Genomic DNA, 20,222 nt, shown 5'->3' on the forward strand with positions numbered 1-20,222 from the left:
TCGGAAGCCGAGCATTCGCCGCGCAGCTCGGAGACCGCGTCAACATTTACCCCGTCAAGGGCTATTCAATCACAGTCAACCTGTTGGATCAAAAGAGCCAGGCAGCCGCACCCACGGTGAGCCTGCTCGATGACGAAACCAAGCTGGTCACAAGCCGCCTTGGTGTCGACCGGTTCCGCGTCGCCGGTACCGCCGAATTCAACGGCTATAACAAAGACATCCGTGCCGACCGCATCCGCCCATTGATCGATTGGGTCAACCAGTGCTTCCCCGATGTGAATACCAGGCAGGTAGTGCCCTGGGCGGGGTTGCGTCCGATGATGCCGAACATGATGCCGCGCGTCGGGCGCGGCAGGTGCGAAAACGTGTTCTACAACACGGGACATGGTCATCTCGGCTGGACGCTGTCGGCAGTAACCGCGGACATGATTGCGGGTGTCATCAAGGGCGCCTCCGATGCACGGACTTACGCTCCGATGCAATTCAAGAGCGCCTAAATTTTCTTTTTTTGACAGAACCAGATTCAGGAGTATTCAACATGCAGTTCCAGAAAAAAATGATCGTGCTGGGCGCGGCGATGGCTTTCGCCTCCGTCGCCTCCGCACAGGAAGTGGTCAAGATCGGCCACGTCGGCCCTATCTCCGGCGGTATCGCCCACCTGGGCAAGGACAATGAAAACGGCGCCCGCATGGCGATCGACGAACTCAATGCCAAGGGCGTGACCATCGGCGGCAAGAAGGTCAAGTTCGAACTGCTGGCCGAAGACGACGCCGCTGATCCGAAGCAAGGGACCGCGGCCGCGCAGAAGCTGGTCGATGCCAAGGTCAACGGCGTGGTCGGCCACATCAACTCCGGCACCACCATCCCGGCATCGAAGATCTATCACGACGCCGGTATTCCGCAGATTTCCCCGTCCGCGACCAACCCCAAGTACACGCAGCAAGGTTTCAACACCACCTTCCGCGTGGTGGCCAACGACATCCAACTGGGCGGCGCGCTGGGCCGCTATGCAGCCGAGCAGCTCAAGGCAAAAAAGGTGGCCGTCATTGACGACCGCACCGCCTACGGCCAGGGGCTGGCCCAGGAATTCATCAAGAACGTCAAGGCCAGGGGCGTGGAAATCGTCACGCAGCAGTACACCAGCGACAAGGCCACTGACTTCAACGCAATACTGACCGCGGTCAAGGCCAAGAAGCCGGACACCATCTTCTTCGGCGGCACGGACCCGGTGGCGGGACCGATGCTGCGCCAGATGAAGGCGCTTGGCATCAACGTCAGGTTCATCGGCGGCGACGGCATCTGCTCCGAACAGCTGGCCAAGCTGGCCGGCGACGCACTGGCCGACGGCCAAGTGGTTTGCGCCGAGGCAGGTGGTGTCGAAGAAGCGCAGAAGAAGGGCATGGAAGAATTCCGTGCTGCGTTCAAGAAGAAGTTCGACACCGAAGTGAAGCTCTATTCGCCGTACACCTACGACGCAGTGATGGTCCTGGTCGAAGCGATGAAGAAGGCCGGCTCGGCGGAGCCCGCGAAATACCTGCCGGAACTGGCGAAGACGAAGTACAAGGGCGTGATCGGCGACATCGCGTTCGATGCCAGGGGCGACTTGAAGAACGGCACGCTGACCTTGTACACCTTCAAGGGTGGCAAGCGCGACCAGATCGCCGTTGTGAGATAAAGCTTCCTTCTGATTAACATCTCCACGATGTGAACCCGGCGCCGTCCTGGCGCCGGCGCATTTCAAGATCCTCTTTGCTGTCATCGGTGCGCGATTTCTCGACGCGCCAAAAAGCGAACTCCAGGCAAACGCAATCAGCCGCGTTTGTACTTTCTCAATCTCTTCCCGATCCCGTCACCTAGCATGAACTGAGCGAGCCGCCTTGCTCTGCCTCAGTGTCATTGCCTCTAAAGACGCCGATAACCATCCCGCCAGAACGGAGACGCAACATGGAAAAGAAGCCCATCTACAAGTCGCTCTATTTCCAGGTCGTGGTGGCAATTCTTATCGGGGTGCTGCTCGGACATTTTTACCCTGAGACAGGCGCCGCGATGAAGCCGCTTGGCGATGCCTTCATCAAACTGATCAAGATGATCATCGCGCCGATCATTTTCTGCACCGTGGTAGTGGGCATCGCGGGCATGGAAGACATGAAAAAGGTCGGCAAGACCGGTGGCCTCGCCTTGCTGTACTTCGAGATCGTCAGCACCATCGCGCTGATTGTCGGCCTCGTCATCGTCAACCTGGTACAACCCGGCGCCGGCATGAATGCCGATCCGAAAGCACTCGACACCAAGGGAATCGCCGCGTACACCGGCCCGGGCAAGATGCAGTCCACCACGGATTTCCTGCTCAACATCATTCCCAGCACGGTAGTCGATGCCTTTGCCAAGGGAGAAATTCTTCAGGTGCTGTTTTTTGCGGTGCTGTTCGGCTTTGCGCTGCATCGCTTCGGGGGACGGGGGACACTGGTATTCGATTTCATCGAAAAGACCTCGCATGTGCTGTTTTCCATTGTCGGCCAGATCATGAAGGTGGCGCCGATCGGTGCCTTCGGCGCAATGGCGTTCACTATCGGCAAGTACGGACTTGGCTCGCTGGTATCGCTTGGCAAGCTGATGGGCACCTTCTACCTCACCTGCCTGGTTTTCATCTTCGTCGTGCTGGGCACGATTGCGCGCCTGCATGGCTTCGGGATATGGCAATTCATCAAGTACATCAAGGAAGAATTGCTCATCGTGCTGGGCACGTCCTCGTCGGAATCGGTGCTGCCGCGCATGATGGCCAAGATGGAAAACCTGGGCGTCAAAAAATCAGTGGTCGGGCTTGTGATTCCGACCGGCTATTCCTTCAACCTGGATGGCACATCGATCTACCTGACCATGGCAGCGGTATTCATTGCACAGGCGACGAACACACCGATGACCATCGGCCAGCAGGTGACCTTGCTGGCGGTACTGTTGCTGACGTCGAAGGGCGCCGCCGGCGTCACGGGAAGCGGCTTCATCGTGCTGGCGGCAACCTTGTCGGCGGTGGGCGGCGTACCGGTGGCCGGACTGGCCCTGATCCTCGGCATTGACCGCTTCATGTCGGAAGCGCGGGCGTTGACCAACCTGATCGGTAACGGTGTCGCGACGGTGGTCGTCGCGAAGTGGACCGGAGATATCGACAGCGCACGCATGCAACGGATTCTCGGTTCCGAATCAGAGCAAGAAGCGGAAGAGCCGGAAGCTGTCCTCAATACCGTCGAGCAGCACATGCCTGATACGCTGACTTCGCGAAAGCCGGTCATCGTCGGGCAGGGCGTGTCGTCCGAAAAGCTGAGTTAGCCGGGTAGAGATATTCACCGGGGAAATGGCCGGTATCCCGCCTTTGAATTGGCGCTGCCGCGCAACATTCCGTATTCTGGTCTCCAATGGATCAATGATTTGGAGAACACCATGGAATACCTCGGATTTCTTTCCCTCGGCATCGCTATCGCCAGCGTCGGCCTGCGTTGCTATTTCTCGATGAAGGAAAAGGCTGCATTGCCTTCGCAGGCTGAGCAGCATCTTTCTTCGCATGCCCAGCGTGTGCAGGAAAAAATGATTGCGCGCCGTTTCTTGCGCTATCACCGCGGACTTGCACACGCCTGAACGCAATTAACAAGTCTTGCAAACAGGCCTTGCCATCGGCTTGCAGATTCTCCTTATTACGCAGCAGTAACCAGCGCGCCTGCTTGATGACCTCGCGTTGCGGCCGGTCTTGCCTGAGCCGATTGGCTTCATCGGCCCGCACCCGGTCGATCACATCGCGGCCATATTTGGCAATCGCATGAAACAGGTCGTACACCACGCGCGCCTTGGGACAATGCTGTTGCACTTCCAGGTCGAAGGCCGTGTTCATGTCCATGGCCACCGCTCTCCCAAGCGAAATTTCCTGGAACACTGCCTGGCTGCGAATTAGCCTAGGGCGTCAGTCCGTATCTTCGCAGCGTAGGCATCCACTACTCTTGCCTTCACCGGCTGGCTACGGATGTGCCACGGCCGTCATTCACCCTCGCTCCTCACGTCCCCACGTTCGATTGGCCGGGCGACAGGGAGATTCCAGCCATGCCGAATCGCCATCAGTCGAAGTCCGAAGCAGGTAACAGCTCCAGCAATAGCAGTCGGGACTATTGGCCAAATCAGTGCATGTCCGACGACAACGAGCACTGCACCAGCAAGTGCTGCGAGGGCGTAGAGATCGCTCCGAAGCACTGCGGGAGTCTGAGTTACGAGCAAATCGCGCAAAATGCCTCCGCCGATGCCGGTCAGCATGCCCAGCAGCGCTGCCATTAACGGATTCAGTCCGTAGGCTAACGCCTTCTGCGTGCCAGCGACGGCAAAGAGCGCAAGACCTGCCGCATCGAATATCAATATTGCAGTGCGCAGGCGCACGATGAGTGAAGACCAGAAAAAAGCCATCAACCCGGCGGCAAGAGCAACCGCAAGATAACGCCAGTCACTGATCGCGGCGGGCGGGACGGCGCCGATCAATAGATCGCGTGTGATACCGCCCGCACTCGAGGCCGCGAAGGACAGGACCAGAATTCCGAAGATATCGAGATTGCGGCGTACGCCCAACATCGCGCCGCTGATTGCGAAGACAAAGGTGCCAGCTAGGTCGAGAACCAGCAGAAGGTCGTGAATCACCTGCTGTTCGAGAACGGGGATCAGTGGCATCGGAAACTGTCCTGCTCCGACGGTGAAACGTTTGATTGGTTCTTCATTTAGCCAGCCAGGCCAACGCACCCGCGACCATGGCCTCTACGCCCGTCTGCAGGGTTGGATGTATGACGGGGGCGAAAAAGGGGCTGTGATTGACCGGCAGGTCGTTGATCCGTCCCGCTGCCTTGGCTTTTGCATAGATGTCGGGATCGGTCCCACCGACAAACCAGTATACCGACGGTGCGTTCCATTCGCTTCCGAAGCAGCCGAAATCCTCGCTCGCCGGCGCTGGCCCGGTGTGCCGGACGCGGTCGGGCGTAAAATGGCGACGTAGGGCCTCCGCAATGCGGTCGCTTGCCTGCTTGTCGTTGACGTTGAGGGGATAGCGATCCAGCGGGGTGATCTCCGGCGCTCGCGGTGCGCCGGAAGCCTGCGCCTCGGCGTTGACGATCCGTTCTATCGCTGCAAGCACATGCTTGCGCACCCCCTCATCGAACGTCCGGATGTTCAGCTTGATGATGGCCTCGTCCGGAATCACGTTCTCCTTGGTACCAGCCTGCAACACCCCGACGGTAACTACAGCAGCGTCGGTGGCGGCCACTTCCCGGGAAACGATGGTTTGCAGTCGCAAGACGATCGCTGCGGCCATCACCACCGGATCGACGCTGGCTTGTGGCATCGAGCCATGCGCACCGCGCCCGAACAGGCGGATTTGCAGACTATCGGCGGCTGATGTGATCGGCCCTGCACTGCCCGCGACAGTGCCGGCGGGGCCGACCATGACATGCTGGCCGAGTACGACATCTGGCTTGGGAAAGCGTGTAAATAGACCGTCCTCGATCATGGCCCGGGCACCTTGCGCGGTTTCTTCTCCTGGCTGAAAAACCACCATTAACGTGCCGCGCCAGGCCTCGCGCCGCTGCGAGAATAGCGAAGCTGCCCCCATTAGCCATGCCACATGCATGTCATGGCCGCACGCATGCGCGACCGGCACGGTATTTCCAGCAGCATCGGTAGCCATAACGGTGCTCGCATAGTCGACGCCGCTCGCTTCCCGAACGGGGAGCGCATCCATGTCGGCACGCAGCATGACCGTGTGGCCTTCACCATTGCGTAGCAGGCCGATGACACCCGTCTTGCCCACTTCAGTGGTCACTTCGTAAGCATAGTCCAAGAGATGCCTTGCCACGAGAGCCGCCGTGCGGTTCTCCTGCATCGACAGCTCCGGATGAGCATGGACATCCTTGTAAAGTGCCTCGAGCTTCGGCAACAGGCTGGGAAGATTCTCAAGGAGCGTACTTGAAGGATCAGATGTAGCCGTATTCATAAGCCGCCTCCGGTGCATCTTGATTTGATGCAACATTCGTTCGCCATGCAGGCGGGCAGTTCAAACGTGTTCTGACTACCGTTCGTCTCCAGACAGTCTAGCATTTGCTATGAAAACAGCTGGGCCTGCTCTAAAACACGTGCAACTGACCTGGCTTTCGGGTTCTGGCGCGTCATCAGTGACGTATCTGAACTTGAAACAATTAAATTTATTGTGGAGCACTTTTTAACGCCTGTGCTTTAACGAGCTGGCTTTTGTCGCGAATGCGCGGCGCTACCGCAGTACAGACCATCGCAAAACAATATCCACAATTGGAGATCGTCATGTCACAAGCTTTCCTCCTGTATTACTCAGGCTACGGCCGTATTGAGACCATGGCGCAGGTAGTCGCCGAAGGAGCACGTTCGGCCCGCGCCACGGTCGAAGTCAAGCGGGTGCCTGAAACGGTGCAGGCAGACGTTGCTAAAGCGGCCCATTTCAAGGTCGACCAGGCCGGCGGACTGTAGGCAAGCGGCGCCTTGCGCGGCAAGCTGATCGCCGAGACGGAATTGTTGCGCCTGCAGCAGCACATACGCCATGTACGCGACGATGCCGAGATTGGTAACAAGCGTTGCCAGCCTGATTCAGGATGGTGCTGAAAATAATATGTACAGTTCGAAAGGTACTCGGATGCCGCCGATAGATACGGCGAGCCATTCCGACCAGCGACGCTGGCGCCATAAACCTTTTTCCTCGCAGAAGTGCATGCTGGCATACCCAGTCGCCATCTAGGCACGCGGCCACAGCTGCGTATTGGAAATTTCGGCTGACAAATCGCGAAGTATGTGCAGCGGCCGGCCGGATTAAGATGCGGGTGCCACACCAGTTGGTCGCCAACCTGGTCGACGTCGCGGTGCACGAGCGATAATTGGCCGCCTCCCGACAACAATACGGCAGTGTATTGCGCCGTCTCGAAGAGTGCGACAATGCGTATGCGATGGGAAAAATTGGTCTGCCCGGCGGCGATGCGGTCCACGGCTTGCTCCTCGCTCTTACGTCGATCGAAATGTCCGAACGCTGCTTGCCTGAGCTACATGGGTGACTTCCGCGAATCATGGGGGCTTTCTGCGTGGGGCCGTGGCTTTACGTTACGCGCAGCGCTACCTCTTTTCACAAAAAAGGAAAGAACATTGAAGCACTTCAATACATTGCTCGTCGGCGCTGTCGCGCTGCTGCTGGTCACCGCCTGCGATAAGGCCGTCAGATATCATATCAGCGCGTCTTATGTCATAAAGGGAAATCCGGACAGCGCTCTATATCCGCTGGAGGTAAAAGAAAGCAATGAGGATGTGCTCATTCGTTTGAAGAAGGCCATGCCGGTACCGGAAGTCGTTTCCTTGGACGCCGATGGGCACGAGGTGCCATTTTATTTCACGATGAACGGGGACACCCTGCTCGTTCCGGCAAAATTCGATCATCTGCAATTACGTTACAAAGGCAGCGACGCTACCGATATTTTGAAGAAGGGAGCGGCCAAATAGCGATAGCGCTACCGCAGTCTGAATTTCGTACGCAACATGATGATTCCACGGGCACGACTGAGAATGCAAACCAACATACGTGACCCGATCAGCGCTGGTTGCGGTCGGCTCGTCGCTGCTCATCCACGCGTTTGTGCTGTATCTGGGAAGCCGCAAGGCGGAATTGGCGCTGCCACAGTTGAGCACGACGCAATCCTACAGCCGTAGTAACCAACCCACTGGCCGACCGCCTCTACGCGAGCTTGGCGCTGCTGATTTGACCGCCCACCTGGTTTAGCTGCAAAGATGGTGGCAGTCAAACCAAAGAAGGAGCGACAAAGTTCGGTTGGTCACGTGCTTACCTAAGACAATAAACGAATCAGTACCGTTGGATGAATCGGCCAGCCTAATAAACCGGCCAGGCCCATCAAAATCCCGAATCCGGTCGGCACCATCGCAACGACAAACAACCAGCGTTTCCGTGTGAGCGATGTCACTGCCAAGAGCGAAATGGCAATCGCTAACAAAGCATCGGACAGGTCGAACTGGTCATCGCGAAAGTTGGCGTCGTCGTACGCCTTCTGATCCTGGTCCGCCAATAGCTTCAATTCATCCTTCTTCCGGCCCTGTTCCTCGGCAAGCTGCTGGTAACGCGCGATTGCTTGGTCGTAGCCAGATCTGTTGGGCGCGTTTGCGGCGGAAAGTTCCAACTGCACCACGGTTGCTTTCGCGATTTCCTCGCGTATGTTGCGCGCCTGATAGAACGCCCAATGATCGATCTTGTTTGCCTGGGCCTGCTGCATCGACTGCACGATGTTGTCGTCCTTGACTTTGCACACGCCCATGAAAGTCGCAAGAATCGACACGGTAATCGCTACTTTTGTATTCAACTTCGACGCCGCACGATCTTCCGCAGCCTGTGTGATGCTGTGTTCATTCGCTTGCTCAACAGCATCTAATAGATCAACTTCCATTTCTCTTCCCAATGCAATGAAACTCAGAAATCCTACTGAACAACACAAGTTGCGTCACGTTGGGGTCCTTGTTCGATAACCACCCTGGCGCGCGCGAATTAGCCTCTACTGGGCTGGTCTGAAACAGACGCGTATGCAGGCGCCGCCGGAGGATGCAGCACGCAACGCAATGATTGCTCCATGCCGGCCTGCAACTTCGTTGACACTCGCCAGGCCGAGTCGGAATCCAGTATAAACACTGCCGGCGGGGCGGTAAAAGCGATCGAAGATGCGCTTATGCGCATTTTCTGGAACGCCTGTTCTCAGTCCTGATTGACGCGCAACCGAGCGAACGCGTCATCAAGGTAGTTGCCCGTCGATTCGACTAGAGGGCCGACGAAATCCATTTGGAGAAAGGCGAACGAGTAGTCCTGGAGCTGACCAGCATCGATGTCATCATGGGATTCAACGCACCGGACTTCGGCGTGCGCGGCCGACAGGACCGGCAGTTTCATATTTCACTGCGCTATATTCTGTGGGTCCGGTCTTGAAGATATGGAGGGGGTGATTGTCGTTGCCCGAGTGCGGCAATTGCGACGTGAAAAGCACGCACTGTTCGGCTTGCAGCTATGCCGCTTAAGCAGTCCGGGGAACGACCGGTTTTTGATTTTGTCATATTGTGTCGCGGCAGGTAATCGCTGCAAGTATGATGCGTTAGCCGCGACAACTGGAAATGACAGCGCTTCTGGAAAAGATGGGGAAGTGGTTTATTTCGTTCAGCCCGCTGGACCGGATCATCCTTGCGTGTTGTTTCCTCGGTATTACGGTGGTGTTCGACTACGATACCGGAATGTTGCCGGTGTTCATACTGTACGTGTTATGCGTTGTCTGGAGCTCGAACTACATCGGTGGCAGGTTTGCAACAGGGTTTGCGTTGCTGGCAGCGTTCTTCCATATCGACTCGCCCGAGTTTGCGCTTCACGGCTTTCGTCCCTTGCTGTACTTAAATACCGCCGCAACTTTTCTCATCGTTGACGGGGCGATCCAGTTCAAGAACCAACTGCTGGACCGTCTCTATCAGGTCCTTGCGCGCGTCGAATCCCAATCGCTGACCGACCCATTGACGGGCTCGGCTAATCGTCGCGCTTTCGTCGCACGTGTCGAAGCCGCGCTTAGGCATACGCATCGTTACCATGAGCCGTTCAGTCTGGCGTATATCGATGTCGACAATTTCAAGACACTCAATGACATGTTCGGCCATAGGGCCGGCGACCGCCTATTGTGCCGCACCATACAAGTCATCCAGGCGACGCTGCGCGGCGACGATATGGTGGCAAGACTAGGCGGCGACGAATTCGGCATCGTTTTCACACACGCCCCCCAAAGCCTTGGCCGGCACGTCCAACGCGTCAAACATGCGCTCGACGCCGAGCTGCAAAAGGAAGCAGCATTCCATGTAATTAGTTTCAGCATCGGTGCTGTGCACTATGACGGAACTCGTCTCGCCACATGCGAAGAATTGATCCACTTTGCTGATAGCCTGATGTATGAAATCAAAGGAAACGGCAAGGATGGCGTGCGCATGGCCACCTTTTCGTATGGAGCGTTGCCTGGCGAGAAGCATGAAACATGAAACGTCGGATAACGCAGTCTCACACTGATTAAGCAGCGACGAACGCGAATCCGCGACACCGCCCTCTATGTCGATGCCGGATACACCCGCGGTGACTGACGCCAAACATGACTTCTTATCTATTGCTGTCGTCGATGAGCGTCCCGGGGGCGCATATTTTCATCGAACTCCGTCAATACACTCCGCCCGTGACCGTCAATTTACAGATTTGGTTCGCATGGACCGTCTCCTGGCCGACTGCTTCGGTTCACCCGAGACAGCCTGTCCCCCGTTCCGAAAGCCGCCATTCATACGGATCGAGGCTTTCAGCGCGTCAACATTGCAGCGTTTTCAACGTACGGCACAGGCTTGTAAAATAAAATGGCATTGCGATCAAGGTGAACGAAAACAAGACTGGGGCGCACGAGATAACTCTAGACGTCGCTCGGACTAGTCGTTAAGAATAGTAGGATAGCCGCGCGGATGGACTCGTGCGCATCGCGTTTTATTGGGCAGGGGAAGCGCCCGACTGCGACTTCTTGTCTGTTCTTGAGCCGCCCTTGCCACTCGCAGCAGAGCCATCACTGCCCATGCTCGCGCCGCTGGACCTGGCTGCTTTGTTACCACTGGGAGAAGAGGAAGACGTCGCCGCTGCGCTGGATGCGCTCGTTTTCGGCTGTTTTGATGCAGTCGTGGTGCCAGGCTTGGACTTGCCGTCAATCGTCAGCCCCGCTTCGGACATCTTCGTGGCGCTCTTGTCTCCGATGCCTTTGACCCGGCTTTCGAAGTCGTTCCAGTCCTTGAACTTGCCATTCTTATTGCGTTCGTCAACGATGGTTTTAGAGATCTTTGGGCCGATGCCCTTGATGCTGTCCAGCGCGGAGGCGTCAGCCGTGTTCACATCGACTTGCGCAAAGGCCAAACCTACCGACATCCAGAGAGCGGCGAACATGAAGAGCAGGCGTTTCAGCATGGTTTCCTCCTTCGTTGAAGAAGCGGTGCAATAGCACCGCCCGAATTGCTATGACGGCCAGTTTTGAAAAAAATTCAAAACCTGCAGTGCACGCACAGTAGTGGTCCTCAGGATATTTATGCACTTTCGGCCACTGTCACGAGACATGTTGCCATCAAGACGTCGACAAGCAATAATTTCTAGAAGATTGCACAACGACAGCTCTTGGCCAAAAGGAGTCAAACGCGTGTAATGCAAGTCTGCGACCCCAGGACTTGCCTCACGCGAACCTCAGAACTTCTCAATGCCAAACCTGCTATCGTGGTTTCACTTCTCCCGCCTTGCGAATCAATTCATACAATGCTTCTGCCGCCGGCGAAAAGATCGCGGTCTTTCTCGACAAGAGCACCAGTGTCCTCGAAATGCGCGGATTCGCCAGCGGAATGACGCGAATGCGCGGATAGGCGTCCTTCTGCATCGACAGCTGCGGCAGGACGGCGACGCCGACACCTTCCGCCACCAGGCCCAGTGCAGTGGACACGCGCTGCACCTCGTACAGCGACTGCAGCTTCAGGCTGTGCGATCCGAATGCCTGTTCCAGCAATGCCCGGTTGCCGCTGAACTGGCCAAGGAGGATCAGCGGATATTTTTCCAGTTGCTTCCAGTCGATTTCCTTTCGTTTTGCCAGCTGGTGGTCCTCGCGGCAGACAAACGCAAAATGGTCTTCCAGGAGAGGGACGCTTTCCAGTTCGGCATGATGCGGTCCGGCGATGTTGATGCCGAATTCGGCTTCACGCTGCAAGACTGCATTGCCGACACCGGACGAACTGTGGTCGAGGATCTTGATCCGGTTGTCCGGAAAAGCCGACGAGTATTCCTGGATGATCCTCGGCAGGAACCGGACTCCTACGGTCGGCACGCAAGCGATCGTCACGTTGCCGCGACGCGATTTCCCCGTCTCGCGTATCTCGATCAATGAACTCGACAGTTCGCCCAGCAGGCGGCGCGCCTGCGGCAGGAAGTCCTGCCCGGTGCTGGTCAGCGCGACGGTGCGCGTAGTGCGCTCGATGAGCTTGACGCCCAGGAACTCTTCCAGCGTCTGGAGGCGCCGCGTGACCCCGGTCTGGGACAGGAAGAGGCTGTCCGCCGCTGCCTGGAAGCTGCCATGGTCAGCGATGGCGACGAAGGCCTGCACGCCAAGCGTATCTATTTTCATGCGAAAAACTCATTAATTGGTCATATAAATTCATTTTACTCCGGCTCCCGGGCGGCGCAAGATTGCATCACTTTCAATCGCAGGGCGAAGCAAAATGCAAATCCAGATTCCTTGTGTTGTGATGCGGGGCGGCACTTCCAAAGGCCCGTTTTTCCTGGCATCCGATCTTCCCGCTGATGAACGCGCACGCGACCAGGTATTGCTTTCCATCATGGGGTCGCCGGACCGGCGCCAGATCGACGGATTGGGCGGTGGAGACAGCCTGACCAGCAAGGTCGCCATCGTGAGTCCCTCCCGGCGGCCCGGTATCGATGTCGAATACCTGTTCGCGCAGGTCGGAGTGGACAGCAATGTCGTGGACACCAGTCCCAACTGCGGCAACATGCTCGCCGGCGTGGCACCGTTTGCGATCGAAAAAGGCCTTGTGAAAACGGCATCGCCTGTGACCACTGTCAGGATCTTCAACGTCAATACGGGCAAGGTGGTAGAAGCGGTGGTTTCCACACCTGGCGGAAGGATTACCTATGACGGCGACGTGCAGATCGACGGTGTCCCGGGCAAAGGTGCCGGCATTGTCCTCAACTTCCTCGATGCCGCCGGCGCGAAGACCGGAAAATTGCTGCCTACCGGTAATGCCATCGACATGATCGATGGCGTTCCGGTCTCCTGCGTGGATTACTCGACACCTATCGTATTCCTGGCCGCGCACGCCGTCGGCAAGACCGGTCACGAGACTAAACAGGAGCTGGATAAGGACTACGCCCTGCTGAACCGGTTGGAAACGATCCGCCGCCAGGCGGCGCGAAAGATGGGCATGGGCGACGTCAGCGGCAAGGTGCTGCCAAAAATCGTCCTGCTGGCCCCGCCAGCAGCAAACGGCACGATCACATCGCGCTACTTCGTGCCCTGGAACTGCCATGCCGCGCATGCGGTCACGGGAGCGTTGTGTGTTGCTGCGGCATGCCACATTCCCGGCAGCGTGGCGTCCGGTATCTCAAGGATGAACGCCTCGGACCCCGGCGCCGTCGTGATCGAACATCCTTCCGGCAAGATCGAAGCAAAAGTGAACATGCGTAATAGCGATAGCCAGGACATGCCCGTCATCGAAAGCGCCGGCATCGTAAGAACAGCAAGACTGCTTATTTCAGGCGTTGTCTACGTGCCTGGCGCCATCTGGGATGGGCTGGAGACGGACAACGAACGGGGCTGCGAACAAGAAGTCGAGCTTGCCTGCTAACGATTTCAAACACTTAAATTCATCAGGAGACAAACATGGCCAGTTCCTCATTCACTTCCATGCTGGGCAAGGCAACCGCGGTGACACTCGTCGCGATACCCTTGATTGCAGCGGCGCAGGATTATCCTTCTCCGAAACGCCCGATCACGATCATCGTGCCGTACGCCGCCGGCGGCGGCACCGACAATGTTGCGCGAGAGCTGGCAAAACTGATGTCCGACAAGCTGGGCAGTCCCGTCATCATTGACAACCGCGGCGGCGCGGGCGGCGCGATCGGTTCCAAGCAGGCCGCCAAGGCGGATCCCGACGGCTACACCCTGCTGTTTGCGAGCTCGTCGTTCGTGACCCACGCGGCCACCGAACCGAAGCCATCCTACGACGTGAACAAGGATTACGCCCCGATCGCCATGGTCGGCCGCGGACCGCTGGTCGTGGTGGCGCACAAGAGTACCGGCGCGAAGAACGTCAAGCAATTGATCGAGGCAAGCAAGAAGACCCCGAACGGGCTCGACTTCTGTTCGTCGGGGCCGGGCACCGTCCTGCACCTGGCCGGCGAGCTGTTCAAGTACAAGACCGGCGCCAACATGACCCACGTCGCATACAAGGGCAGCGGCCCGGCGCTCACCGACCTGCTGGCAGGCCGCGTCCAGGTCTTCTTTACGACAGTGCCGGCGGTCATGCAGTACGTGAAGGCGGGCAACCTCGACCTGCTCGCCGTGACCAGCGCCAAGCGCTCGTCCATCTTCCCGAACGTACCCACCGTCGCCGAATCCGGCGTCCCTGACTACAACATCACCACCTGGTGGGGCTTGCTTGCGCCGGCCGGCACGCCCGAACCGATCGTCGCGAAACTGAACGCCGTGGTGAACGAGGTATCGGCCAAGGAGCCCTTGAAAACCCGCCTGATGAACGAAGGCGCCGAACCGTCGCGCGGCACGCCGGCCGAATTCAAGTCCGTGCTCAGCACCGAGCTCAAGACCTGGCAGGACGTCGCGAAGGCGACCAACCTCAGCTCTAACAAATAGCCTCAACACTCACTCTCAGGGAGACAGCTTTGAAAAAGACAATTCTTGCAACGGCACTGCTCGGCACGATGTGCATCGGCGCGCATGCGGAAACCAATGTATCGGTCTACGGCATCGTTGATACCGGACTGGTATTTGCCCGCGGCGGCGCCGCCGGGTCCGAGACAAAACTGGAAAGCGGGGTGTCGACCGGAAGCCGGCTGGGCTTCCGCGGGACGGAAGACCTCGGTGGCGGCTTGTCGGCAATCTTCACGCTCGAAGCAGGGCTGCTGGTCGATACCGGCGGCCTCGACCAGGGCGGCCTGATGTTCGGACGGCAGGCTTTCGTCGGACTGAAGGGTGGTGCCGGCACGGTCACGCTCGGACGCCAGTACACCCCGATCTACAACACGCTGCTGATCGCCGATCCCTTTGGCAACAACTATGGCGGAGCCTCCGGGCAGCTGATGTCGGACGAGAAGGCCGGCACGCGGACGAACAATACGGTGATGTATGCGTCGCCCGTCATTGGCGGCTTCGACGCGCAGGTCGCCTATCGATTCGGCGAAGTGGCCGGCAACACGTCGGCCTCGCGCCAGACCGGATTCGCGGCGGGTTATGCAAACGGCCCGCTCACGCTGCGCCTCGCCTACAACCGCACAGACAACGCAACAGCAACCGATGAAGCAAAGAACACGCTGCTGGTCGGCCGTTACGACTTCGGCGTCGCCACCGGCAGTATCGGCTACGGCATTAACAAGGGCATGGGCACCGTGGACAGCCACGACCTGCTGCTGGGCGTCAAAGTGCCGTTCGGCGCGCATACCGTGATGGGCACCTACATCCGCAAGGACGACCGCTCGGCAGCGAACCGCTTCGATGCCCACCAGTCCGCACTCGCGTACAACTATGCGCTGTCAAAGCGGACGGCGTTTTATGCCGCATATGCCAAGCTGAGCAATACGCGGTTTACGCGGACGAAGTTCGGTTCCGGCGACAGCGAAGTCGATATCGGCATCCGTCATACGTTCTAAGGATCGGCGTCCAAGGAGACAACCGTGCCGGAACCCGGCACGGTGCCTAAGGTCCAGGGCGTACAATTGTTGCCTTTGCCTCATCTTGCATGCAGGGGAGCGATGGAGCTACGCCAACTACGTTATTTCGTTCGGGTCGTCGAACTGGGCAGCATGGGGCGCGCCGCGCTGGAATTCGGCGTCGTCACGTCGGCCCTCAGCCAGCAGATCAGCCAGCTCGAAAGCGAGCTGTCGACCCGGCTGCTGATTCGCACCTCACGCGGCACGATACCCACCGATGCCGGCCTGGCATTCCTGCGCCAGGCGCAGCTCGCGCTGCGGCATGTTGACGGTGCAGCACAGGCGGCACGGCAGGCGCGGCTGACGGGGCAAGTCAGCATCGGCCTTGCGCCGTCCACCGCGGCAGTGCTTGGCATGCCCTTTTTGCAGGCCATGCAGCAGCGTTATCCCGATGTGCGGCTGCATCTCGTGGAGAGCCTGTCGGGCCATCTCGCTGCGCAGTTGAACGAGCGCCGCCTCGATCTCGCGGTCCTGTTCGAGACCCAGGCCGCACGGCGCTGGAGTGTCATTCCGCTACTGGACGAACAACTCTATGTTGTCGGCGTGCCTGGTCTGCCCGGCATGCCAACAGGGAAATCGGTTCGGCTGGACCAGTTGAAGAAGCTGCCGATCATCCTGCCGAGTGGCACGCACGGTTTGCGTTCGATCGTCACCGACGCTTTCGCCCGCGCGGGCTGCGTGCCATTTGTCGCCGCCGAAATCGATGGCCTGGCGCTGCTGATGGATGCAGTGCGTGCCGGGGCAGGCGCCACCATCCAGCCTTGGTCCGCCACCGCGCGTCTGCCGCGCGACCTGTTCCGGCTGGTGCAGCTGAAGGACCGCGAGGCACGCCGGCGCAATGTTCTGGCCAGCTTGTCGGACGACGAGCTTTCTCCCGCCGCGCTGGCCGCGCGCGTGGTACTGGCCGAGGTGGCCCGCTCCCTGGTCGTGGACGGGCACTGGCTCGGCGCTACTCTTCACAATAACTGAACACCCCTTTCCAGGACCGTACTGGCCGGCAACCGCCCGCCGCTCTAAAGTCTGCCCCATACAAGGAGGCACGACATGGATTCTGGAGCGGTGGACGTATTGGTTATCGGTGGCGGCAATGCCGCGCTTTGCGCCGCCCTGATGGCACGCGAAGCGGGCGCCAGCGTCATGCTGCTCGAAGCTGCCCCGCGCGAATGGCGCGGCGGGAACTCTTCCCATACGCGCAATCTGCGCTGCATGCACGACGGCCCGCAAGACGTGCTCGTCGATTCCTATCCCGAGGAAGAATACTGGCAGGACCTGCTCAAGGTCACCTCCGGCATCACCGATGAAAAGCTGGCGCGCCTGACGATCCGCGCCTCCTCCACCTGCCGCGACTGGATGCGCAAGCACGGCGTGCGCTTCCAGCCGCCGCTGTCCGGCGCGCTGCACGTGGCGCGCACCAATGCCTTCTTCATGGGCGGCGGCAAGGCGCTGGTCAATGCCTATTACCGCAGCGCCGAGCGCCTCGGTGTGCAGATCCGCTACAACGCGCCTGTCGACGCGATCGAACTGGACGACGGCCGTTTCGTTGCCGCCCGTATCGGTACCGAGCGGATTACAGCCCGCAGCTGCGTGCTCGCCGCCGGCGGTTTCGAATCGAACCGGGAATGGCTGCGCGAGGCCTGGGGGCAGGTCAATGGCGAGTGGGTCGCCGACAACTTCCTCATCCGCGGTACGCGCTTCAACATGGGCGTGCTGCTCAAGTCCATGATCGATGCCGGCGCTGATGCCATCGGCGATCCGACGCAATGCCATTCGGTGGCGATCGATGCGCGCGCCCCGCTGTACGACGGCGGCATCTGCACACGTGTCGACTGCGTGTCACTCGGCATCATGGTCAACCGCAATGGTCATCGCTTTTACGATGAAGGCGAGGATTTCTGGCCGAAGCGCTACGCGATCTGGGGCCGGCTGGTCGCGCAGGAGCCGGGGCAGATCGGTTACTCGATCATCGACAGCAAGGCCATCGGCCGCTTCATGCCGCCGGTATTCCCTGGCGTGAAGGCGCAGACGCTGCCGGAGCTGGCGCGCCAGCTCGGCCTGAACGAGACCACGTTCATGCGCACCGTGGCGGAATACAACGCTGCCTGCCGTGTCGGCACCTTCGACCATTCGGTGCTGGACGACTGCCACACGGAAGGCTTGACGCCGCCCAAGACGCACTGGGCGCTTCCGCTCGACACCGCCCCTTTCTATGCGTACGCGCTGCGACCGGGCATCACCTTCACCTATCTCGGCCTGAAGGTCAATGAAAACGCCGCGGTCCACTTCGGCGGCCAGCCCAGTCCCAACCTGTTTGTCGCCGGCGAAATGATGGCCGGCAATGTGCTCGGCAAAGGCTATACCGCCGGCGTCGGCATGACGATCGGTACCACATTCGGTCGCATTGCCGGAAAACAGGCGGCGAAGGCAGCACAACGAGGAGCAATCCATGCAGCAGCTTGAAGCAGTCATCCACGATGCCCGGACTCTCGGGGCCGGCAATTCCTTGCCCCTTTCTGCCAGCGAGGCGGAAGTCGCGCGCCAGATGCATATCTGCAACGCCTGCCGCTACTGTGAAGGCTTCTGCGCGGTGTTTCCTGCCATGACGCGCCGGCTGGAATTCAACAAGGCCGACATCCACTACATCGCCAACCTCTGCCACAACTGCGGCGCCTGCCTGCATGCCTGCCAGTACGCGCCGCCACATGAATTCGCGGTCAACGTGCCACAGGCGACAGCCAAGGTGCGGATGCAGACCTATGCCGACTATGCGTGGCCGCCCGCCTTCGGCAAGCTCTACAAGCGGGCCGGCCTGACGGTTGCGCTGGCGCTTGGCGCCGGCCTGGCACTGTTCCTGGCATTGGCGGCGCAGGCCGCCGGTTCGCTGTTCCACGCGCCGCTGGCGGGCAATTTCTACGCGATCTTCCCGCACAACACGCTGGCGCTGATGTTCGGCCTGGTGTTCGGCTTTGCCGTACTTGCGCTTGGCGTCGGTGTGAGCCGCTTCTGGCGCGAGGTGACGCCCGCCGATTTCCCCAATACCGCGCCTGCCGCATCAATGTCCGAAGCCGCCGGCAATGTGCTGAGGCTGACCTACCTCGACGGCGGCCACGGCGAAGGATGCAGCGAGGCGGATGATAAGGTCACGCTCCTGCGCCGCCGCTTTCACCATTTCACGTTCTACGGCTTCATGCTCTGCTTTGCCGCGACCTCCGTCGCCACGCTGTACCACTACCTGCTCGGATTGCATGCGCCCTATGCGCTGGACAGCCTGCCGGTCCTTCTCGGCACGGCAGGGGGCATTGGCCTGATGGTGGGTCCCGCCGGTCTGCTGTGGCTGAACCTGCGCCGCCACCCGCTGCATGGCGACGGCGATCAAAAAGCGATGGACCGCGGTTTCATTGCGCTGCTGCTGCTGACCAGCCTGAGCGGACTCACGCTGCTCGGCCTGCGCGATACGGGCGCAATGGCGATCCTGCTTGCAACCCACCTCGGCGTGGTGATGGCGCTGTTTCTGACACTGCCATACGGGAAATTCGCACACGGCATCTACCGCAGCGCGGCCTTGCTGAAATGGGCGATCGAGAAGCGCCAGCCCAACAAGCTGAAGCTGGGCGACGACTGAACACTCATCAAGGAGACTCGACATGACATCCACCGCACGCCGCCTTTTCCTGCGCAGCGCCTCCGCCGTTGCGTTGCTGGCAGCATCTTCGCTATCCGCCTTCGCACAGGACTACCCGAAGCGCCCGGTCACCATCGTCGTACCGTTCTCGGCCGGCGGCGGCACCGACAGCATCGCCCGTGAGCTGGCGAAAGGCTTGTCGGAAAAGCTCGGCCAGCCGGTCATCATCGACAACCGGGGCGGCGGCGGCGGTGTCATCGCCTCGCGCCAGGTGGCCAAGGCGGATCCGGATGGCTACACCCTGCTGTTCGTCACCTCGACCTTTGTCACCCATGCCGCCGTCGACAGCAAGCAAACCTACGACGTCAACAAGGACTACGCACCGATCGCCATGATCGGCCGCGGGCCGCTGATGGTAGTCACCCACAAGGGCGTGGGCGCGAAGAGCGTGCAGGATCTGGTTGCGAAATCCAGGTCCAGGCCGGAAGGGCTCGATTTCTGTTCATCGGGAACGGGCAGCGTGACCCACCTTGCCGGCGAACTGTTCAAGCAAAAGACAGGCGCCAATCTCGTCCACGTGCCTTACAAGGGCAGTAATCCGGCAACCATCGACTTTCTTGCCGGCCGTACGCAGGTCTTCTTTGCGACCATGCCCACCATGCTGCAGCATGTGAAGGCCGGTAGCGTGGAGGTGCTCGCCATGACCGGCACCAAGCGCTCGGCATTGTTCCCGAACGTGCCCACGGTCGCCGAGGCCGGCATACGCGGCTTCCAGATTACAACCTGGTGGGGCCTGGTCGCACCGGCCGGCACGCCGGATGCGATCGTCAGCCGCCTGAACAAGTTGATCAATGAAGAGGCCGCCAAGGAACCGCTCAAGAGCCGGCTGATAAGCGAGGGCGCGGAAGCGTATCGCACGACGCCGGCCGAATTCCGCGCCATGCTCGGCGCGGAGTTGCAGACATGGAGGGATGTGGCGAAGGCATCCAATATCAAGATGGACTGAGCAGCGCGCGCCTATTCTGA

At 59.5% G+C, this 20,222-nt stretch carries 21 protein-coding genes and 1 pseudogene; 13 read left to right on the forward strand and 9 right to left on the reverse strand.

Going from position 1 to position 20,222, the window contains the following annotated elements:
- The 3 genes from AYR66_RS09500 to AYR66_RS09510 form a co-directional block, all read left to right on the forward strand.
- The coding region (locus AYR66_RS09500) for an FAD-dependent oxidoreductase (RefSeq protein ID WP_141104198.1) at nucleotides 1-497 on the forward strand (497 nt) is incomplete at its 5' end.
- A gap of 41 nt (nucleotides 498-538) precedes the next feature.
- Nucleotides 539-1,675: a branched-chain amino acid ABC transporter substrate-binding protein gene (locus AYR66_RS09505; RefSeq protein ID WP_088707295.1), complete on the forward strand. Its 1,137-nt coding sequence runs from the start codon at nucleotides 539-541 to the stop codon at nucleotides 1,673-1,675.
- A gap of 269 nt (nucleotides 1,676-1,944) precedes the next feature.
- A complete protein-coding gene (locus tag AYR66_RS09510) occupies nucleotides 1,945-3,324 on the forward strand; it encodes a dicarboxylate/amino acid:cation symporter (RefSeq protein ID WP_088707296.1) in 1,380 nt (459 codons plus the stop codon).
- Nucleotides 3,325-3,631: 307 nt separating this feature from the next.
- Here AYR66_RS09510 and AYR66_RS09515 read toward each other — a convergent pair.
- From AYR66_RS09515 to AYR66_RS09525, 3 genes and pseudogenes are all read right to left on the reverse strand, one after another.
- A pseudogene (locus AYR66_RS09515) lies at nucleotides 3,632-3,895 on the reverse strand (transposase); the annotation flags it as partial.
- 128 nt (nucleotides 3,896-4,023) lie between these two features.
- The gene (locus AYR66_RS09520) at nucleotides 4,024-4,698 is read right to left on the reverse strand and encodes a trimeric intracellular cation channel family protein (protein WP_170942101.1); all 675 of its coding nucleotides are present in this window, start codon (nucleotides 4,696-4,698) and stop codon (nucleotides 4,024-4,026) included.
- A gap of 43 nt (nucleotides 4,699-4,741) precedes the next feature.
- A complete protein-coding gene (locus tag AYR66_RS09525; RefSeq protein ID WP_088707297.1) occupies nucleotides 4,742-6,010 on the reverse strand; it encodes a M20 family metallopeptidase in 1,269 nt (422 codons plus the stop codon).
- Between the two features lie 323 nt (nucleotides 6,011-6,333).
- Here AYR66_RS09525 and AYR66_RS09530 point away from each other — a divergent pair, with 323 nt between their 5' ends.
- Nucleotides 6,334-6,516: an NADPH-dependent FMN reductase family protein gene (locus AYR66_RS09530; RefSeq protein WP_206047118.1), complete on the forward strand. Its 183-nt coding sequence runs from the start codon at nucleotides 6,334-6,336 to the stop codon at nucleotides 6,514-6,516.
- Nucleotides 6,517-6,633: 117 nt separating this feature from the next.
- Here AYR66_RS09530 and AYR66_RS30565 read toward each other — a convergent pair whose 3' ends face one another.
- Entirely contained in the window at nucleotides 6,634-6,777 is a 144-nt protein-coding gene (locus tag AYR66_RS30565) for a DUF2127 domain-containing protein (RefSeq protein ID WP_088707298.1), read from the reverse strand.
- 306 nt (nucleotides 6,778-7,083) lie between these two features.
- Between AYR66_RS30565 and AYR66_RS09540 the strand changes: the two genes are divergently transcribed.
- Complete coding sequence (locus tag AYR66_RS09540) at nucleotides 7,084-7,530, forward strand: hypothetical protein (RefSeq protein ID WP_141104049.1); 447 nt, start codon at nucleotides 7,084-7,086, stop codon at nucleotides 7,528-7,530.
- Between the two features lie 341 nt (nucleotides 7,531-7,871).
- Here the strand turns inward: AYR66_RS09540 and AYR66_RS09545 are convergent, their stop codons facing one another.
- The 3 genes from AYR66_RS09545 to AYR66_RS09550 all read right to left on the reverse strand — a co-directional run bounded on the left by AYR66_RS09545 (nucleotide 7,872) and on the right by AYR66_RS09550 (nucleotide 8,977).
- Nucleotides 7,872-8,483, reverse strand: coding sequence for a DUF4337 domain-containing protein (locus AYR66_RS09545; protein ID WP_088707300.1), 612 nt, complete (start codon nucleotides 8,481-8,483; stop codon nucleotides 7,872-7,874).
- Between the two features lie 105 nt (nucleotides 8,484-8,588).
- The gene (locus AYR66_RS30570) at nucleotides 8,589-8,789 is read right to left on the reverse strand and encodes an ATP-binding protein (protein ID WP_141104199.1); all 201 of its coding nucleotides are present in this window, start codon (nucleotides 8,787-8,789) and stop codon (nucleotides 8,589-8,591) included.
- A complete protein-coding gene (locus AYR66_RS09550; protein WP_088707301.1) occupies nucleotides 8,786-8,977 on the reverse strand; it encodes a hypothetical protein in 192 nt (63 codons plus the stop codon). The genes AYR66_RS30570 and AYR66_RS09550 overlap by 4 nt, the downstream gene beginning before the upstream one ends.
- Before the next feature lie 218 nt (nucleotides 8,978-9,195).
- On the opposite strand from AYR66_RS09550, the gene AYR66_RS09555 reads away from it, so the two are divergent.
- Nucleotides 9,196-10,095 carry a GGDEF domain-containing protein gene (locus AYR66_RS09555; RefSeq protein ID WP_088707302.1) on the forward strand — a complete coding sequence of 300 codons (900 nt, stop codon included), beginning with the start codon at nucleotides 9,196-9,198 and terminating at the stop codon, nucleotides 10,093-10,095.
- 484 nt (nucleotides 10,096-10,579) lie between these two features.
- Here the strand turns inward: AYR66_RS09555 and AYR66_RS09560 are convergent, their stop codons facing one another.
- Both AYR66_RS09560 and AYR66_RS09565 read right to left on the reverse strand, forming a co-directional pair.
- On the reverse strand, nucleotides 10,580-11,047 hold the full coding sequence (locus tag AYR66_RS09560; protein ID WP_088707303.1) for a ComEA family DNA-binding protein: 468 nt from the start codon (nucleotides 11,045-11,047) through the stop codon (nucleotides 10,580-10,582).
- 295 nt (nucleotides 11,048-11,342) lie between these two features.
- On the reverse strand, nucleotides 11,343-12,242 hold the full coding sequence (locus AYR66_RS09565; protein WP_088707304.1) for a LysR family transcriptional regulator: 900 nt from the start codon (nucleotides 12,240-12,242) through the stop codon (nucleotides 11,343-11,345).
- A 94-nt stretch (nucleotides 12,243-12,336) separates the two neighbouring features.
- On the opposite strand from AYR66_RS09565, the gene AYR66_RS09570 reads away from it, so the two are divergent.
- The 7 genes from AYR66_RS09570 (at nucleotide 12,337) to AYR66_RS09600 (ending at nucleotide 20,202) form a co-directional block, all read left to right on the forward strand.
- The gene (locus tag AYR66_RS09570; RefSeq protein WP_088707305.1) at nucleotides 12,337-13,479 is read left to right on the forward strand and encodes a 4-oxalomesaconate tautomerase; all 1,143 of its coding nucleotides are present in this window, start codon (nucleotides 12,337-12,339) and stop codon (nucleotides 13,477-13,479) included.
- A 35-nt stretch (nucleotides 13,480-13,514) separates the two neighbouring features.
- The gene (locus tag AYR66_RS09575) at nucleotides 13,515-14,504 is read left to right on the forward strand and encodes a Bug family tripartite tricarboxylate transporter substrate binding protein (RefSeq protein ID WP_088707306.1); all 990 of its coding nucleotides are present in this window, start codon (nucleotides 13,515-13,517) and stop codon (nucleotides 14,502-14,504) included.
- A gap of 29 nt (nucleotides 14,505-14,533) precedes the next feature.
- Nucleotides 14,534-15,517 carry a porin gene (locus AYR66_RS09580; protein WP_088707307.1) on the forward strand — a complete coding sequence of 328 codons (984 nt, stop codon included), beginning with the start codon at nucleotides 14,534-14,536 and terminating at the stop codon, nucleotides 15,515-15,517.
- 102 nt (nucleotides 15,518-15,619) lie between these two features.
- Nucleotides 15,620-16,546 (forward strand): LysR family transcriptional regulator, encoded by a 927-nt coding sequence (locus AYR66_RS09585; RefSeq protein ID WP_088707308.1) that lies wholly within the window; start codon nucleotides 15,620-15,622, stop codon nucleotides 16,544-16,546.
- 75 nt (nucleotides 16,547-16,621) lie between these two features.
- Nucleotides 16,622-18,034: an FAD-dependent tricarballylate dehydrogenase TcuA gene (gene tcuA / locus AYR66_RS09590; protein ID WP_088707309.1), complete on the forward strand. Its 1,413-nt coding sequence runs from the start codon at nucleotides 16,622-16,624 to the stop codon at nucleotides 18,032-18,034.
- Nucleotides 18,021-19,196: a tricarballylate utilization 4Fe-4S protein TcuB gene (gene tcuB / locus AYR66_RS09595; protein WP_088707310.1), complete on the forward strand. Its 1,176-nt coding sequence runs from the start codon at nucleotides 18,021-18,023 to the stop codon at nucleotides 19,194-19,196. The genes tcuA and tcuB overlap by 14 nt, the downstream gene beginning before the upstream one ends.
- A gap of 22 nt (nucleotides 19,197-19,218) precedes the next feature.
- Nucleotides 19,219-20,202: a tripartite tricarboxylate transporter substrate binding protein gene (locus AYR66_RS09600; RefSeq protein WP_088707311.1), complete on the forward strand. Its 984-nt coding sequence runs from the start codon at nucleotides 19,219-19,221 to the stop codon at nucleotides 20,200-20,202.
- Nucleotides 20,203-20,222: the final 20 nt, after the last annotated feature.

It is taken from the genome of Noviherbaspirillum denitrificans (genome assembly GCF_002211445.1).
Classification (GTDB): domain Bacteria; phylum Pseudomonadota; class Gammaproteobacteria; order Burkholderiales; family Burkholderiaceae_D; genus Noviherbaspirillum; species Noviherbaspirillum denitrificans.

Coding starts and splice junctions, on each gene's coding strand:
- AYR66_RS09505 (WP_088707295.1), top strand. CDS start 539: ATGCAGTTCCAGAAAAAAATGATCGTGCTGGGCGCGGCGATGGCTTTC.
- AYR66_RS09510 (WP_088707296.1), top strand. CDS start 1,945: ATGGAAAAGAAGCCCATCTACAAGTCGCTCTATTTCCAGGTCGTGGTG.
- AYR66_RS09520 (WP_170942101.1), bottom strand. CDS start 4,698: ATGCCACTGATCCCCGTTCTCGAACAGCAGGTGATTCACGACCTTCTG.
- AYR66_RS09525 (WP_088707297.1), bottom strand. CDS start 6,010: ATGAATACGGCTACATCTGATCCTTCAAGTACGCTCCTTGAGAATCTT.
- AYR66_RS09530 (WP_206047118.1), top strand. CDS start 6,334: ATGTCACAAGCTTTCCTCCTGTATTACTCAGGCTACGGCCGTATTGAG.
- AYR66_RS30565 (WP_088707298.1), bottom strand. CDS start 6,777: ATGGCGACTGGGTATGCCAGCATGCACTTCTGCGAGGAAAAAGGTTTA.
- AYR66_RS09540 (WP_141104049.1), top strand. CDS start 7,084: ATGGGTGACTTCCGCGAATCATGGGGGCTTTCTGCGTGGGGCCGTGGC.
- AYR66_RS09545 (WP_088707300.1), bottom strand. CDS start 8,483: ATGGAAGTTGATCTATTAGATGCTGTTGAGCAAGCGAATGAACACAGC.
- AYR66_RS09550 (WP_088707301.1), bottom strand. CDS start 8,977: ATGAAACTGCCGGTCCTGTCGGCCGCGCACGCCGAAGTCCGGTGCGTT.
- AYR66_RS09555 (WP_088707302.1), top strand. CDS start 9,196: ATGACAGCGCTTCTGGAAAAGATGGGGAAGTGGTTTATTTCGTTCAGC.
- AYR66_RS09560 (WP_088707303.1), bottom strand. CDS start 11,047: ATGCTGAAACGCCTGCTCTTCATGTTCGCCGCTCTCTGGATGTCGGTA.
- AYR66_RS09565 (WP_088707304.1), bottom strand. CDS start 12,242: ATGAAAATAGATACGCTTGGCGTGCAGGCCTTCGTCGCCATCGCTGAC.
- AYR66_RS09570 (WP_088707305.1), top strand. CDS start 12,337: ATGCAAATCCAGATTCCTTGTGTTGTGATGCGGGGCGGCACTTCCAAA.
- AYR66_RS09575 (WP_088707306.1), top strand. CDS start 13,515: ATGGCCAGTTCCTCATTCACTTCCATGCTGGGCAAGGCAACCGCGGTG.
- AYR66_RS09585 (WP_088707308.1), top strand. CDS start 15,620: ATGGAGCTACGCCAACTACGTTATTTCGTTCGGGTCGTCGAACTGGGC.
- tcuA (WP_088707309.1), top strand. CDS start 16,622: ATGGATTCTGGAGCGGTGGACGTATTGGTTATCGGTGGCGGCAATGCC.
- tcuB (WP_088707310.1), top strand. CDS start 18,021: ATGCAGCAGCTTGAAGCAGTCATCCACGATGCCCGGACTCTCGGGGCC.
- AYR66_RS09600 (WP_088707311.1), top strand. CDS start 19,219: ATGACATCCACCGCACGCCGCCTTTTCCTGCGCAGCGCCTCCGCCGTT.